We start from the raw sequence: 15,977 nt of genomic DNA, 5'->3' as shown, positions 1-15,977 counted from the left end.
CCGGCCCTCCCCGCTGACGGCGGCACCGCTAGCGGGCAGCCTTCGCTTATGCTCCTATTGTATAGGAATAAGCGCGAAGCGTAAATTGGCAATACGCGTCAGCGCTGCTTCTCCCAGGGATCGAGCTCGGTACGCAGGTACGCCTTCACCGACTCGGAGAAGGCCGTCAGCAGCGCCGGCAGCTCGCCGGTCAGCGGATGCAGCTGCGGCCGCTGCCAGAGATCGTAGTCCTGCACGAGCGGCCGGCGCAGCGCGACGAGCGCGCGCAGCCGTCCGGCCGCCTGCTCGTCGATGACGTTCTCGCCGGCAATGACGCCGACGATATCCTCATAGCTGCCCGCGTCGCGCATCATGAAGCCGTCGATCAGGAAGCTGCCGATATCCGTCACGATCTCGAGCGCCAGATGCAGGCAGCGCTCCTGCGCAAGTCCCTGCAGCAGCTCGCCTTTCCACTCTCCGGCCAGCCGGGCCGAAGCTTCGGCCAGCTCGGGAATGCAGCGCAGGCGGCTCGCGATCGCTTGTCTGTTTACATAATACATCGTATCACCCTCAATCTTTCCTGCCCCGCTTTTTGCGGCCTCTTCGCTTCAGCCAGTACACCATCACCAACGCGCTGATAATAATGACCAGCAGATAGGTCATCATCTCGTACAGATCGCCGGCACCGGAATCGGTCGTATTGTTCAAGGCGAGCGGCACCTCAGCTCTCATAATCGACGACGGCTTGCGCTTCACGCGCGGCCGACATATGCTCGATTACTTTTTTGTGCTCGGGATGCACCTGGTAAGCTTGCATATCCTCGAGCGAAGCGAACTTCGTCACAAGCGCGATGTCGTACGAACGTTCGGAATGCACGACGTCGATGCCGACCTCAATGGACAGCAGCTGCTCGATCTTGCCCTCCATGTTGCGCAATACGGACGCCGTCCGCTCGACGCTCTCCGGGCTGCGATCCTTCAATTTAAAAAGTACGATATGGGTCAGCATATGATTGTCCCCTCTCACAATTGTGTTCACCGCCGTCCGCTCTTATGCCGCATGACCGGCCTTTGCAAAGCGCATAATATGCGCAGGCTGGCCAGACGCCGCGGAAGGAGGCAGGTCATGCGGCTCACTTATACGCTCATGTTCACTGTGATCGGCCTGGCGCTATGCTTGTTCAACGCGACAGGTTACGATCCGCACAACGCGTTCTTGTTCATGTTCAGCGTGCCGATCTGGTTCGTCGAGCTGTTCGGCGATATTCACCGCGTCAGCGTCCTGGGCATGTACGCGCTAACCGTCCTCAGCTACGCCGTCATCGGCGCGGCATGCGACTACTTGATCGCGCGATTGTACCGCAGGAGGCGAGTTTGATCGCCCTAGGCGGTCAAGCTTGAGGACAAGCTTGAGGTCAGGATCAAGATCATGCTCAGACCGTAAAAAAAAGGAGCCGGCAACGGCTCCTTTCTCCTTTGCGCAAGGCAAATTTTATTCGACGATGATCGTCGACTTCATGGTCGAGTGACCTTGTCCGCACATGATCGAGCAGTGCAGTTCATACGTCTTGCCCTTGTCGCTCTCAGGGAATGTAAAATCCGCTTCCGGATTGTCGGCGGTCAGTTCGAGACCTGCGGCTTCGATAGCTGCGCCGTGTACACCCAGCTTGTTGGAAAATTTGATCTTGTAGTTGGTCCCTGCCTTGACGTGATATTCTGCTTGGTCGAACTTGTAGCCCGCCGAAGTCGCGGCGATCTTGAGCAGCTCCTGGCCTTCGGCCAATCCCGCATCCTCGCTCTCGGGTCTCGCCGGCAGATCGTTAACCAAGAGGTATACGGCAAAAAGACAAGCCACAACAAGCAAGACCGGCATGATCCATTTGAACATTGTTGCTCCCCCTGCTTCCTCGAAATGTCTACCTCTTATAATACCTAAAAGTGGCGCGTCAACTCAACCTTTGTCCTCTTGTAAGCGTCAACTTTTTTTCACATTTGACAATTTCATGAACGTATAATCCCGATTCATGCGCGTGAAGCGGCTGCGGACAGGGTAAGAGTGTTCGACGACGGCAATTCCGCCGCCACAAACACCCATAAGCTGCCTATTTTCATATTCGGGAGGGATAACGATGTCTCATTACATTGGAGTCGAGCAAGGTGTCCGCCTTTATGTCGAAGATGTCGGGACGGGCGTACCGGTTATTTTTCTCCACGGCTGGCCGGTCAATCATAAAATGTTCGAATATCAGTTCCTGGAGCTGCCGCGGCTCGGCTACCGCTGCATCGGCATCGACCTCCGCGGCTTCGGCAAGTCCGACGCGCCTTGGGACGGCTACAATTACTGCCGGCTGGCCGACGACGTCAAGGCGGTCATCGATCATCTCGGCATCTCGGGCGCGGCGCTGGTCGGCTTCTCCCTCGGCGGCGCCGTAGCCGTGCGCTATATGGCGCGCCACCGCGGGCAAGGCATCGCCAAGCTGCTGCTCATCGGCGCGGCCGCGCCATCGTTCGTACGGCGCGAGGACTTCCCGTTCGGCACGCCTCCCGAGAAGGTGGACGACATGATCCTGCAGGCGTATACCGACCGTCCGTCGCTCGTCATGCAGTTCGGCAAAAAGTTTACCGCCAAAAAGCCGAGCGCCGGCATGGCGGCCTGGATGCAATCGCTGGGCTTCAACGCGTCGGCGGTCGGCACCTACAAGGCGCTCGAATCGCTTCGCACCGAAAATCTCGGCGAAGATCTGCCGCTCATTCACGTGCCTACGGCCGTCTTCGGCGGCGTCCAGGACGAGATATGCCCGTTCGAGCTCGCCGAAGAGACGCATCGGTCCATTCCCGGCTCGACGCTGCATCGCTTCGAGGAGAGCGGACACGCGCTGCTGTTCGACGAACCTCAGTTGTTCAGCGAGCGCCTGACGGCGTTCCTCGCGGATACGCTGATCGTCCCCGAGCCGATCGTGGTCGAGCCCGAACAGACGGCGATTCTCTGACCCGAAGTCCGCTCGGACAAGCCCGATCCAGGAGCACCGCCGAACCATTGCCCGGCGGTGCTCTTGTCGTGCGCCCGGATGCGGTGCATCGGACACAGCCGCCGCTCGGAGCCGCAGCGGATGCGTCGCACTCGCACGGTCTGCCGGCGGCGTCCCCCGGCCCGGATCAGCCCAGCCCGGCTAGAAGCCCTGCGTCTTCAGCCAGGCGGCCGCAGCCGCCGGCCAGCCGGAAGCGTACGGGTGGTCCTCCGCCAGCCCGATTCCGTGCGCGCCGCTGCTGTACACATGCAGATCGAACGGGACGCGATGCGCGCTCAGCGCCGCGGCGAACATCAGACTGTTCTCGACCGGTACCGCACCGTCGTCGGCCGTATGCCATAGAAAAGCGGGCGGCGTATCCGCATTTACTTGAAGCTCGCCGGACAACGATTCGACCAGATCGGGCGCAGGCGCCTCGCCGAGCAGATTAAGCCGGCTGCCGGCATGCGTGTGCGGATCGCGGAGCGTGACGACCGGATAGCACAGGAGGATCAGGTCGGGTCTGGCGGATACACGCTCGATCGGATCCTCCGCATCCGGACTTCCCGCGTCCCAGTGCGTGCCGGCCGACGATACCAGATGGCCGCCGGCGGAGAAGCCCAGCAGTCCGATGCGGTCCGCATCGACGCCGAATTCGGCGGCGCGGGCGCGCACCGTCCGGACGGCGCGCTGCGCGTCGAGCAGCGGTGCCGGATGCTTGTACGGGGCGACACGGTACCGCAGCACGAAGGCCGAGATGCCGAGCCCGTTCAGCCACAGCGCGATCGGCTCGCCTTCATGATCGGCACGCATGCCGTAGCCGCCGCCGGGCGCCACGATGACGACGGGACGATCGGGTCCCTCGAGCAGATACGGAAAAAGTGCGGGCCTGTCCTCGGGCGTATCTCCCGCAGCATGGGGCGCCCCTTCCGGCCATAGCAACCATTCTTGTTCATTGCGCATGCACTGGCTCACCTCGGATAAATGAAATTGTTGCTATACGAGCATCTCCATCATCCTAGCATACCGCTCGGATTTTGCCGAGCGCATCGGACATTTCTCGCCGGAAATCGTTGCCAAGCCCCGCCGCTCGTGCTACTATTGTTAAAATTTATCGAGCGAGAGCTATGGGAGGACGATGAACAAGTGGCCAAATATTATACGGAACCTTCGCGCACGTTCAGCGAGTATCTGCTGATACCGAATTTAACGAGGCGCGAATGCACGACCGAGCGCGTGTCGCTCGCGACGCCGATCGTCAAGCACGCCCGCGGCGAGCACCCCCGCCTGTCCCTCAACATCCCGTTCTCCTCCGCGGTCATGCAATCCGTCTCCGACGACGCGATGGCCGTCGCGCTCGCCCGCAGCGGCGGCATCTCCTTTATTTTCGGCTCCCAGCCCGTCGCCGAACAAGCCAGCATGGTCGCCAAGGTCAAGTCCTACAAAGCCGGCTTCGTCGCCAGCCGCTCCAACCTTACCCCCGATCACACGCTCGCCGACGTACGCAAACTCAAGACGTCCACAGGTCACTCCACGGTCGCCATCACGGACGACGGCTCTCCGCGCGGCAAGCTGCTCGGCATCGTCACGAGCCGCGACTATCGCGACAGCCGCGACCCCGCCGACAAGCCGATACGCGAGTTCATGACGCCCTACGACTCTCTCGTCTGCGGCCGCTCCGGCATCTCTCTGCCCGAGGCGAACGACCTGATCTGGGCGCACAAGCTCAACGTGCTGCCGATCGTGGACGAAGCGCAGCGACTCGAGCATCTCGTCTTCCGCAAAGACTATGACGCCCACAAGGAGCACCCGCTCCAGCTGCTCGACGCCAACAAGAGCTATATCGCCGGCGCAGGCATCAATACTCGGGACTATGCGGAGCGCGTACCCGCGCTCGTCGAGGCCGGAGCCGACATTCTCGTCATCGACGCCTCGGACGGCTACAGCGAATGGCAGCGCGATACGATCGAATACGTGAAGGCGAACTTCGACATTCCGATCGGCGCAGGCAATATCGTCGACCGCGAGGGCTTTCGCTACCTGGTGGAGGCCGGGGCCGACTTCGTCAAGGTCGGTATCGGTGGCGGCTCCATCTGCATCACCCGCGAGCAGAAAGGCATCGGGCGCGGTCAAGCGTCGGCACTCATCGAGGTGGCCGAGGAGCGGGACCGCTACTACGCGGAGACCGGCATCTACGTGCCGCTCTGCTCGGACGGCGGCATCGTACACGATTACCACATCACGCTGGCGCTGGCGATGGGCGCGGACTTCGTCATGATGGGCCGCTACTTCGCCCGGTTCGACGAGAGCCCGACGCGCAAGCTCAAGGTCGGCAACAACTTCGTCAAAGAGTTCTGGGGCGAGGGCTCCAACCGCGCCCGCAACTGGCAACGCTATGACAGCGGCGGCAAGGAGAACCTGCTGTTCGAGGAAGGCGTCGACTCGTACGTGCCCTATGCGGGCGGCTTGCAGGAGAATCTGGACAAGACGCTCGGCAAGATCAAGTCGACCATGTGCAACTGCGGCGCGATCAGCATTCCCGAACTGCAGCGCGAAGCCCGCATCACGCTCGTGTCCGCGACGAGCCTCGTCGAGGGCGGCGCGCACGATGTCATGATCAAGGAGACCGGATTGTCCGGCGACTGACGGCAAACAGCCTGAACTCTTCGCTTATCGAAGAGTTCAGGCTGTTTTTTTGCGTGCGGCCTGCGACTGCGCTATCCCGCTCGCTCAGCTTCTCGCAGGGCATATGCGTCGATCCCGGCCCGCATGCCATTATCCCTTCGGCTCAGGACCGCGGCTGTGTCCGGATGGCTCGCTTCCTCCTGAGTCGACGGGATAGATGCGTCGATCCCGGCCCGCATGCCATTATCCCTTCGGCTCAGGATCGCAGCCGTGTCCGGATGGCTCGCTTCCTCCTGAGTCGACGGGATAGATGCGTCGATCCCGGCCCGCATGCCATTATCCCTTCGGCTCAGGACCGCGGCTGTGTCCGGATGGCTCGCTTCCTCCTGAGTCGACGGGATAATGGTATGTCCCACGCGAACGAAGGCATTCCCCTCAGCCGAACCGCCCGCTGATATAGTCCTCCGTCCGCCGGTCCGTCGGGTCGGAGAACAGCTTTTCCGTATCGCTGTACTCGACCACTTCCCCGTTCAGGAAAAAGACGGTCTGCTGCGACACCCGCGCAGCCTGGTGCATGTTATGCGTCACCATGACGATCGTGTATCGGTCCTTCAGCTCCTGCGCCAGCTCCTCGATCTTGAGCGTGGAGATCGGATCGAGCGCGGACGTCGCCTCGTCCATAAGCAGAATATCCGGGCCCACGGCGAGCGCGCGGGCGATGCACAGCCGCTGCTGCTGTCCGCCGGACAGACTGAGCGCCGAGCGCTTCAGATGATCCTTGACCTCACCCCAGAGCGCAGCCGACCGCAGACTGCTCTCGACGATCTCGTCGAGCTCGCGCCTCTTCGTGATGCCGTGCAGGCGCGGTCCGTACGCGACATTGTCATAGATCGATTTGGGAAAAGGATTCGGCTGCTGGAACACCATGCCCACCTTTTTCCGCAGCGTCTCGACATGCACGTCCCCGCTGTAAATATCGGTGCCCCCGATCTCGATGCTCCCCTCCACCCGCGCACCCGGGATCATATCGTTCATGCGGTTGAGCGTGCGCAGCAGTGTGGACTTGCCGCAGCCCGACGGTCCGATGAACGCCGTGATCGCGCGCTGGGGGATTTGCAGAGATACCTGCTTCAGCGCCTGGAATGTGCCGTAGAACAAATTCAGCCTGTCGATCTCGATCAGCGCCGTTCCTTGCATGACTGTTCGCTCCTCTATCATCTATTCGAATCGATCGCTTCTATCGCTTCATGTTCCGCGCCCTGATCCAGAGCGGCACGCGGAACGTCAGGTTGATGAGCAGTACGACCGCGATGAGCACGGCCGTCGCTTTCTGGGCGATGTCGCCCGCGTCCGGCACGATCGCTTCGGACTGGACGTACCACAGATGCACAGCCAGCGTCTCGCCCGGCGACAGCAGATTGAAGTCCCAGAGCGAGCCCGAGGTCGTGACGCCCGCGGTCAGGATGATGACGGCGCTCTCGCCGAAGGCGCGGCCCGCGGTCAGGCAGATGCCGGTCACGATGCCGCTCGATGCGACCGGAATCAAGGTTCTGACGATTGTCTGCAAATGGGTGGAGCCGAGCGCCAGCGATGCGTTCTTCAGCTCGGGCGGGACTGCCCGCAGCGATTCCTCGGTGACACGAGTCAGCATCGGCAGGTTAAGGAAAGCCAGACTGACCGCGCCGCCCAGTATCGTGAGATCGAGATGGAACATATCGACGAACAGCGAGATGCCGAACAGGCCGAATATGATCGACGGGACGGACGACAGTCCTTCGACGCATATGCGGATGAAGCCGATGAACCGATTGTCCGGCGCGAACTCGGCCAGGTAGATGCCGGCCGCCATGCCGAGCGGGATCGAGATCGCGAGCGACAGGAACAAAATATAGAAGGAATTGAACAGCGCGGGCCCGATGCCCCCGCCTTCCTCGATCTCGCTGGGCAGTCCGGTCAGGAAGTCCCACGTCAGCATCGGCAAGCCCTTGCGCAGCAGCATGAACAGCAGACCGAGAATGAACAGGATGATGCAGATGCCGGCAGCCCATACGAAGATGTCGAACAGCCGGTTGGATGCCGCTGCGGCTCCGCTGCGCCTCTTGAATGCGCCCGTATCGAGGGCGGCAGCGGACGTGGAGGCTGAAGTGGAGGCGGACGTGGACGTGGAGCGGCCTTGGCCTTGATCGGACTTGTGGCTCACAGCGCCTTCTCCCCCTTCTTCTGAAGCATCCGCACCGCAACGATCAGCAGCAAGGAGATTGCGAGCAGCAGGAAGCCCATGAGATAGAGCGCGTAGTTCCAAGTGGAGTCGGATTCGACGCTCGTGATCTGCATGACGATATTGCTCGTCAGCACGGCGGTCGGCATGAACAGACTGTCTGCCAGCTGGGGCGTATTGCCGATGACCATGACGACGGCCATCGTCTCGCCGATCGCGCGCGCCATGCCGAGGATAACCGCATACACGATCCCGCGCTTGGCGGCCGGCAGCACGACGCGGAAGATCGTCTGGAAGCGGGTCGAGCCGAGCGCGTACGAGGCGTCGCGGAACTTTTTGGGAACGGCCGAGATGGCGTCATCGCTGATGCGGGCGATCGTCGGCAGCACCATGATCGTGAGCACGATCGCTGCGGCGAGCAGACCGTCGGCCAGGTCCCGGCCGGTGATCTCGCGAAGCATCGGGATCAGAATCGTCAGACCCAGATAGCCGTAGACGACGGATGGGATGCCGACGAGCAGATCCATCACGGGACGCAGCGCGCCGCGCAGCCAGGACGGCGTGACCTCCGCGAGGAAGATCGCGATCAGCACGGAGATCGGTACGGACAGGATAAGAGTAAGCCCGGTCAGGGCGAATGTGCCGAAAATAAAAAGCAGCGCGCCGTAATGCCCATTCTCCGGATCCCAGTTGGCGGAGAAGAAAAATTCCTTGAAGGAAACGGTCTCGAACGTCATCATACCCGTCTTGAACATCAAAAAAAGAATGCCGAACAAGACGAGACAGACGAAGACGGCGGCCGATACGCAGACGATTTTGAACGTTGAATTTAAAAATTTCAGCCGGACTCTGCGTTCAAGCGGATTGCCGCCGGCCTGGCGCAAGCTGTTGCCCAGCTCCGCCGGCGCGATGACGCGACCTTGCGCGTTCATCTCAAGCATAGGACGAATCTCCTCTCCCAGGTGACAGCGTAAAGAAGGAAAAAGCCGGCTTTAAGCGTTGTGACGCTGCAGCCGGCTTGCGTGGCGCGATGCCTTGTCGGCATCGCTTCGGATTACTTGACGGCGGAGAGCGGGATGAACTTCAGCTTCTTGAGCGATCCGTTCTGGAACTTGGCGCTCTGAATGTATTCGATGAACGCCTTGGTCGCACCGGTCGGCTGGCCATTGGTCATGAAGTAGCCGATGCCCCACACTTTGTACTTGCCGTTCAGCACGTTCGCTTCAGTCGGCGCTGCGCCGTTGATCGATATAGCCTTCATCTTGTCGGTCACATAAGGCAGGTCGATATAGCCGATTGCGTTCGGCGTCGTCTCAATCGCCGTCTTCATGTCGCCGCTCGAGCCCGTTTCCTTGTAGTTGTCGCCCTTGGACATGAAGTCCTTGCCGTCCAGCGCCTTCAATTGGAAATTAACGCGCGTACCGGAACCGAACTTGCGGTTCACGACGACGATGTTGGCGTCGGAGCCGCCTACGTCCTTCCAATTCGTCACCTTGCCGGAGAAAATATCTTGCAGCTGCTTGGTCGTCAGGTTGTCGACGCCCACGTTTTTGTTGACGACCGCGGCGAACACCGTCACGGCGACCGGATTGGCCACTTGGCCGTCGAACTTCTTGAAGCCTGGCACGTCGATGGATGCGTCCCAGTCTACCGCGCCGATATCGGCGATGCCCTTGCGGACCGACTGCGGGCCTGCGATGGAGCTGACGGCGGACGCCGAGATTTTGACCTTCGGGTTCAGCTTCTGGAATTCGCTCTTTGCCTGCAGCGTCAGCGGCAGCAGCGCGGAGGAACCGTTGATGACAACTTTGCCTTTAAGCGTACTGGCTGCGGATGCGACAGACGCGCCGCCGGCCGTCAGGGATACCGCGAGCGCGATCAGCGCGGCGGGCTTGAACCATTTTTTCATGGAAATAAGAGCTCCTCTCGTATGGGGAAAAATGTTCGGTCATTCGGTCATTCGTGCGTGTGTGTTGGCGTGGTAATGAAGTTGATCGCGTATTATCGGGCGATCGGCTTCCAGGCTGCGCCTGCTTTTACGTACAGGCCGTCCTCCAGCGCAAGGATGATCTGCGAGCCGTTCACGGCAAGGCCGGAGGCGGCGGCAGGCACCTTGGACAGCAGCTTGCTCGACGCGCTGGCGGGATCGATCTCGTAGATGGCGGATTCGGCATCGTTGATTGCGGTCAGCGCGTACAGCTTGCCGCCGGACCATACCAGCTCTTCTACATCGCCTTCGGCCAGCAGCGTGACGGCCTTCTTGTTCTTGTCGACGGAGACGACGGCGGCCTTGGCATTCTCGTCCGCGACGCTCACATAATAAACGGTCGTGCCGTCGGAGGAGGTCACGAACAGCTTGTCATCCTTCGTCGACGTCAGTACGACTGCAGCCGGCTTCTCGGCGGACAGATCGTACAGATTGACCTGAACCTGCTCGCCGCTCGCATCGATGGCGACCGCATCCTTGTCCAGGTCGGCCGAGTCGGCCGTGGCCTTCGGCGGCGTCGTCACCAAATAAGTAAATCTCTTGCCGTCCGGGGAGACCGAGAGCGAGGACTTGTAATCGACCTTGTCTTCGACGATCTTGGCGATCTCGCCGGAGGCGATATCCATCTTCGCAATGACAGAGCCTTTGTCGCCCTGCAGGAAGTAGATGGCGCTGCCGTCGGACGACCATACGAGCTCGGGCTTGATCGACGTGTCCTTGCTGACTTGGGAGGGCTGCCTGGTCGCGAGGTCGATGATGTATACGGCGCCGTCGGCATCCGTATAAGCCGCCTTGGCACCGTTGGGCGATACGATCAGGTCCGAGCTGCCTTCGGACGTGAGCAGCAGGGTCGACTTGCCTGTCGCTACGTCGACCAGATAATCCGACCGGCCCGCATCAGTCTCCGTCGATACGATCGCTTGGCCTGCATTCACGAAGCGGGCATTTTCCCCGCCGACGAGCAGCTTGATCGTGTTGATCGCAAGTTTGCCTTCCTTCAGCGCCATCGTACCTCCGAGCGCCTGCACGAGCGGTCTGACCGGCACGAACGCCGTTCCGTTCACGCTTCTGACCGCCTGATTGAGGGCGGCTGTCTTGCCGTCGACGGATACTTGCTTGGCCCCCGTCTTATAAGCGAACGTGTGCCCGTCCAGCGTGACGGTCGTCGTACCGTTATCCGTCGTGAGCGCGGCCCGAAGCGCTGCGCTCAAGTCGCGCACGGATACGAGCGTCTCGCCGCCTGCCGCGACGGTGCGCACCGGTACGTCCACGTAGTTGACCGTGAATACGGATTGCTTCACCTGCAGCGTTTCGACTTTTGCCGAGACCGCCTTGACCGCGTTCGTCTGCTTGGCCGCAGTAGCGCCGCCGGCTTGCGCCGCTCCCGCCGTACCTGCCGCTGTCGTTCCCAGAGCCGCTGCCAGAATCGTTGCCGCGAATGCTTTCTTCATCACCATTTGCGCCCAGTCACCCTTCTTTTGGTTGATCTGTTTTCATTATAGGAAGGGTTTGTAAACCGGGATGAAGGCCTGTATTTGGGGGATGTAAATTTTTCCTGGCGTTATCATTCCGAGGGGGTGTCGGCATAAAGATGCCTAAAAAAAGCAGCGGACGCCTCCCTCCGCCGGAGGGGCGCCCGCTGCCTCGATGCAGCCTATGCCTTCTTAATAGCCATATACTTCAAAGCTCCACAGCGAGTAGCCATAAATGGTGCCCCGCTCCGTGCCGTACATCCGCACGTAGCGGCCGCTGCCCGTCACATTCACATCGTCCGTGCCGCCGTCGCCGGTCGTCGTCGTGTAGATGTCGGTCCAGTTCGTCCCGTCCGGCGACGTCTGCAGCTTGTAGGACTTGCCGTAGGCGGCCTCCCAATCCAGCTTGAAACGCGTGAGCGTCCGGCTCTGGCCGAGGTCGACCGCGATCCACTGCGGATCGCTGCCCGCAGCCGATGCCCAGCGCGTGCCGCCGTCCGCATCCACCGCATTCGCTCCCGCGAACGGCGTCTCCGTCGAGGAGACGGTGACCGGCTTGCCCTGCGAGAGCAGCGAAGACGTCTGCTGCGCCGCCGCCCCGTACACTTCAAATTCATACAGCGAGTAGCCGTAAGGCGTCGCCCGCTCCGTCGCATAGACGCGCACATAGCGGCCGGACACCGCAGACAGCGTGATCTCGTCCGTCCCGCCGTCGCCCGTCGTCGTGCTGTACGCATCGGTCCAGCTCGTGCCGTCGGTCGACACCTGAATTTTGTAGGACTTGGCATAGGCCGCCTCCCATTTCAGCGTCGCCTTGCCGAGCGCCTGCGCGCTGCCCAGATCGACCGACAGCCATTGCGGCGCCGCGCTGTACTCCGAAGCCCAGCGCGTGCCCGCATCGCCGTCCAGCGCCAGCGCAGCCGCGAACGGTCCTTCGACCGAGGAAGCCGTCGCCGGACGGCCCAGCGCCAGGTTCGTGCCCGTGCCGCCGCCGGGGTTGCCGCCCGGATTGCCGCCGCTGCCGATCGGCGGCCAGCTGTCGCCGACATTGCTGTTCGTCAGCGGATTGACCTTGACGAGCGACTTCGGACCGACGACAGCCGTCCCTGTCGTACCGGAGGCATTTTTAAACGTCACCGTCACCGCACTCGAGGTCGGATTCCAAACCTCCGCCGTATAAGCGCCGTTTTTCTTATAAACGCTGGCCGCACTCCAGCCCGTAGCCCACACATCGCGCGTGCGCTCGCCGAGCGAAGCCATATTGTTTACAAAATAATACGTATTGAAAATTTCATTTTTTTGCATCGTCGTCGTGTTCCACTTCGCCAGCACCGCCTGCGGATCGCTCAGCGACTGGATCGGCCAGACGATATGCTGCCAGTCGGTCTCCGGACCGCCGTTGTCGGCCACAAAGCCCGCATACAGCGCCGCAGCCTTCGCCTTGTTCAGCCCGTAGCTCGTCAAGTACTCCGAAGTCGGCAGCCAGTGAATGCCGTATATATGCACCGGCGCCGCGCTGAAAAACGTCCCGTAGAAGTTGGAGGAGCCGTATACCTGACCGACCGTCTTGTGCGTCCAGCCCGGCAGCCAGTTGTCCCCGTCATAGTTGAACCAATATTGCTCCACCGCCTTCAGCTCGGTCGTGAAGCCGTAGATCGCCGCGTCGCGATAGGCCGTATTGTTCGTGAGCAGCGCCCACATATACTGCCCGACCCAGCCGAACAACGACTCGCCGGCGGCCTCCTGGTTGTTGCCGTTGTTGTTGTCGGCATAGCCGCCCGCCCACGAATGCCCCTCGTACGGATCGAAGCTGCGGAACGAAGGGTACAGCGGGTCCGTCCGCGACGGATTGGCATAATCGCGAATCAGATGCTCGACCATCTGCCCGTAGTCGTTGCGGAACTGATCGTCGAACGTCGCCAGCACCGACGCCGCGAACACGTAATAGCCGTACGTGAAGTGGTGGTCGGTAATGCCGTAGTTGGCGCCGAACTCGCTCGTCTTGTAGTACATCGTGCCCCAGTCCGAATTATAGTAGAAGAAGTAGTCCGGCTCGCCGTTCGTATACGTGAACCAGTCGGTCAGCACCGACTTGATGCGCGCCAGGAACGTATCCCGATGCGCCGTATCGCCGATCTCGTTGGCCGCGAGCACCCCCATCGCCAGCGGATGCAGCGTCTTGCCCTGCCAGTAGGCGTCCGCCGCCTTGATGTTGCCCGCAGTCTCCTGATCCAGCGTGTTCAGATAGCCGATCAACTGCTGACGCGAATATTCCGGATTGGTCGGCTCCGTGAACTGCGGCACCATGCCGTAGAACCGGTCGTTTGTCGCAAAAGTATTGCCCTCGCGCACCTTCAGGGTGCCTCGGATCGACGGATAAGTCCGGGCGGTGAGCGGAGTGGACGATACTTTCCATTGATGCGGGAACAGCGCCAGCAGCGTCTGATCGGTGAAGCCGCTGCGAACCGACTGCGTCGTCGCTTGGAAATTCGTCGTCACCTGTGCGGTTGCGGGATCGAACGTATAGCTGACGTTCGTCCCCGTCACGAAGGCATAGGCATGGTCGTAGTAGAAGCCCAGGTCGGACAGTGCGGGCAATGCGGCTAGCGACAGGTACTTGCTGCCTGAGCCCATCTTGACCTTGATCTTGGCGCCCGCCCGCTGGAATACGGTGCCCGCAGGCGCGAACAAGCCGTAGTAACGCGTCTGCAGCACATTTTGCGGACTGCCGTCCACATTGACGACGCGCAGCGCCAGCCGGTCTCCGGTATAGGTCGAGCCGTCCGTCGCCAGCACGGTCGCGCCGCTGCCGTCGGTAATCTGCGCGATGAGCGGCGAATAAATCTCGGCGGCATTGCCGTCGCTGAACTGGCTGAACACATACGGCGAGCCCTTGACGAATGTCGTCTTGAGCTTGTCGGTGGCATCGTCGCTCAGCACGCTTTGCACGTGGAAGTCGCCGTAGCCTGTGACGCGCACCTTCATCTGCGCCGTATTGATGTTGCTGGCGGACACATACAGGTCGTACGGACCGTCCGCGTTGACGGCGTTGCCCGCGCTGTCCATCCAGCCCGCGCCAGGATTCAGCAGGCTGAGCCCCTGCGGCGTATACTTGGACTTGAGCGGCAGCGTCACGAGTGCGTCGCCCAGCGGCTTGATGAGCAGCGATTGCCACCAGTCGTTGGAAGCGATCGGCGCATTGATGTTGGAGGTGCGGTTCGCCGGATAGTTCGGCTGCGGCATCTTGATATCGTTGGTCAGGTAGCTGCCCTGCCCCGACTGCACCGTGGACGGCGTCGGCAGCGGCGGGATCGTATACGTCGGCTGCGGCTGACCCGCCACATAGTCGTATACTTCAAAATCGAACAGCGAGTATCCGAAGTTCGTCGCCCGTCCGATACCCTTCATGCGTACATAACGGCCGGATGCGTAGACGGGAATATCCTGCTTCCCGCCGGCTCCGTGCATCTCGCGATAAATCGGCGTCCAGCTCGAAGCGTTGTTGGACACTTCCAGATCGAATATGCGGCCTCCCGATTCCCAGTTCAGGACGATGCGGCCGATCGTGCGCGTGCTGCCGAGATCGACGTAGATCCACTCGTCGTTCGTATGGTTCGAGCCCCAGCGAGTCGACGAGTTGCCGTCGACGGCATTGGCGGGGAGCGTCGCGCCCGGCGGCAGATAGCCGGACTGCTCATAGGAGGATGCGGTGACCGGGCGGTTCAGCGCCACGTTCGGACCGTACTGGGCAGGCGGCGGATTGACGCCTCCCGTGCCGTATACCTCCAGCTCGAAAATCGAGTAGCCGTACGCGGCGAGCGAGCGCTGCTGGCCGAGGATGCGGACGAAGCGGCCGCTGCCGGTCAGCGTCAGATCGTCGACGCCGCCGTCTCCGGTCGTCGTCGTGTAAATATCGGTCCAGCTCGTCTCATCGTTCGACGTCTGCACCTTGTAGGCTTTGGCGTAGGCGCCCTCCCACTGAATTTTGACCCGGCTGATCTGCGCCGACGCGCCCAGGTCGACATAAATCCACTGCGGGTCCGAGCCCCAGGCGCTCGACCAGCGCGTGCCCGTATTGCCGTCCACCGCGAGATTAGCGGCATTGCCGCCCTCCGAGGACGAGGCGTAGGCCGTGCGGTTCAGCGACAGCAAGTACGGATCGGCCGCATAGGCGGACGGCGCTACCGGCAGGTAAGCGAGCGACAGAGCGAGCGACGCCGTCAGTACATACAGGAACGCCCGCCGCAGCCGCCCCGCCCTCTTCCCGGTTCGATTTGCTGCTGACATACTTCAATTCCCTCCATTCAAAATAAAATATTTATCGTATAAGCGGATGCCCCCGCCGCTCTAAGACGGGGACGTCCGCGAACACGCAGCAATTTGTCTACCGCCGCCGCTATCGCTGCTGCCTCTGCCGGCAGCGTCTTATTGGCTCGAAAACCCGTCCCACGCACGGAATAGCGATGTGGCAGCGTCTTATTCGCTCGAAAACCCGTCCCACGCACGGAATAGCGATGTGGCAGCGTCTTATTCGCTCGAAAATCCGTCCCACGCACGGAATAACGATGTGGCAGCGTCTTATTGGCTCGAAAACCCGTCCCACGCACGGAATAGCGATGTGGCAGCGTCTTATTCGCTCGAAAATCCGTCCCACACAAGGAATAACGATGTGGCAGCGTCTTATTGGC

At 61.3% G+C, this 15,977-nt stretch carries 14 protein-coding genes; 3 read left to right on the top strand and 11 right to left on the bottom strand.

Translation table 11 applies throughout. The annotated features are described in order from the left end of the window. Positions 1 to 98 precede the first annotated feature (98 nt). The 3 genes from VQ071_RS03255 to VQ071_RS03245 are packed head-to-tail and all read right to left on the bottom strand — an operon-like array spanning position 99 to position 988. Entirely contained in the window at positions 99 to 539 is a 441-nt protein-coding gene (locus tag VQ071_RS03255) for a DUF86 domain-containing protein (RefSeq protein ID WP_340512432.1), read from the bottom strand. Between the two features lie 10 nt (positions 540 to 549). After that, positions 550 to 687, bottom strand: coding sequence for a hypothetical protein (locus VQ071_RS03250; protein ID WP_340512431.1), 138 nt, complete (start codon positions 685 to 687; stop codon positions 550 to 552). Positions 688 to 700: 13 nt separating this feature from the next. Then, positions 701 to 988: a Dabb family protein gene (locus VQ071_RS03245; protein WP_340512904.1), complete on the bottom strand. Its 288-nt coding sequence runs from the start codon at positions 986 to 988 to the stop codon at positions 701 to 703. Positions 989 to 1,105: 117 nt separating this feature from the next. Between VQ071_RS03245 and VQ071_RS03240 the strand changes: the two genes are divergently transcribed. Continuing rightward, positions 1,106 to 1,357, top strand: coding sequence for a hypothetical protein (locus VQ071_RS03240; RefSeq protein WP_340512429.1), 252 nt, complete (start codon positions 1,106 to 1,108; stop codon positions 1,355 to 1,357). Positions 1,358 to 1,471: 114 nt separating this feature from the next. Here VQ071_RS03240 and VQ071_RS03235 read toward each other — a convergent pair whose 3' ends face one another. Further along, a complete protein-coding gene (locus VQ071_RS03235; protein ID WP_340512428.1) occupies positions 1,472 to 1,867 on the bottom strand; it encodes a cupredoxin domain-containing protein in 396 nt (131 codons plus the stop codon). Positions 1,868 to 2,108: 241 nt separating this feature from the next. On the opposite strand from VQ071_RS03235, the gene VQ071_RS03230 reads away from it, so the two are divergent. After that, positions 2,109 to 2,969: an alpha/beta fold hydrolase gene (locus VQ071_RS03230; RefSeq protein ID WP_340512427.1), complete on the top strand. Its 861-nt coding sequence runs from the start codon at positions 2,109 to 2,111 to the stop codon at positions 2,967 to 2,969. Between the two features lie 180 nt (positions 2,970 to 3,149). On the opposite strand, the gene VQ071_RS03225 is transcribed toward VQ071_RS03230, so the two are convergent. Continuing rightward, on the bottom strand, positions 3,150 to 3,950 hold the full coding sequence (locus VQ071_RS03225; protein ID WP_340512426.1) for an alpha/beta hydrolase: 801 nt from the start codon (positions 3,948 to 3,950) through the stop codon (positions 3,150 to 3,152). Positions 3,951 to 4,133: 183 nt separating this feature from the next. On the opposite strand from VQ071_RS03225, the gene VQ071_RS03220 reads away from it, so the two are divergent. Continuing rightward, on the top strand, positions 4,134 to 5,633 hold the full coding sequence (locus VQ071_RS03220) for an IMP dehydrogenase (protein ID WP_340512425.1): 1,500 nt from the start codon (positions 4,134 to 4,136) through the stop codon (positions 5,631 to 5,633). Between the two features lie 414 nt (positions 5,634 to 6,047). Here the strand turns inward: VQ071_RS03220 and pstB are convergent, their stop codons facing one another. The 6 genes from pstB to VQ071_RS03190 all read right to left on the bottom strand — a co-directional run bounded on the left by pstB (position 6,048) and on the right by VQ071_RS03190 (position 15,576). After that, positions 6,048 to 6,809 carry a phosphate ABC transporter ATP-binding protein PstB gene (pstB, locus tag VQ071_RS03215; RefSeq protein ID WP_340512424.1) on the bottom strand — a complete coding sequence of 254 codons (762 nt, stop codon included), beginning with the start codon at positions 6,807 to 6,809 and terminating at the stop codon, positions 6,048 to 6,050. A gap of 40 nt (positions 6,810 to 6,849) precedes the next feature. Continuing rightward, positions 6,850 to 7,677, bottom strand: a complete 828-nt coding sequence (pstA, locus tag VQ071_RS03210; protein ID WP_340512903.1) for a phosphate ABC transporter permease PstA — start codon at positions 7,675 to 7,677, stop codon at positions 6,850 to 6,852. Between the two features lie 131 nt (positions 7,678 to 7,808). Further along, a complete protein-coding gene (gene pstC / locus VQ071_RS03205; RefSeq protein WP_340512423.1) occupies positions 7,809 to 8,771 on the bottom strand; it encodes a phosphate ABC transporter permease subunit PstC in 963 nt (320 codons plus the stop codon). Between the two features lie 113 nt (positions 8,772 to 8,884). After that, entirely contained in the window at positions 8,885 to 9,739 is an 855-nt protein-coding gene (locus VQ071_RS03200) for a phosphate ABC transporter substrate-binding protein (RefSeq protein WP_340512422.1), read from the bottom strand. Between the two features lie 92 nt (positions 9,740 to 9,831). Further along, the gene (locus VQ071_RS03195; protein ID WP_340512421.1) at positions 9,832 to 11,268 is read right to left on the bottom strand and encodes a stalk domain-containing protein; all 1,437 of its coding nucleotides are present in this window, start codon (positions 11,266 to 11,268) and stop codon (positions 9,832 to 9,834) included. Positions 11,269 to 11,481: 213 nt separating this feature from the next. Further along, entirely contained in the window at positions 11,482 to 15,576 is a 4,095-nt protein-coding gene (locus VQ071_RS03190) for a discoidin domain-containing protein (protein ID WP_340512420.1), read from the bottom strand. Positions 15,577 to 15,977 lie beyond the last annotated feature (401 nt).

This window comes from Cohnella sp. 56, assembly GCF_037963805.1.
In the GTDB taxonomy this organism is placed as follows: Bacteria; Bacillota; Bacilli; order Paenibacillales; family Paenibacillaceae; genus Cohnella.
This window is presented reverse-complemented; position numbering and strand designations above follow the sequence as displayed.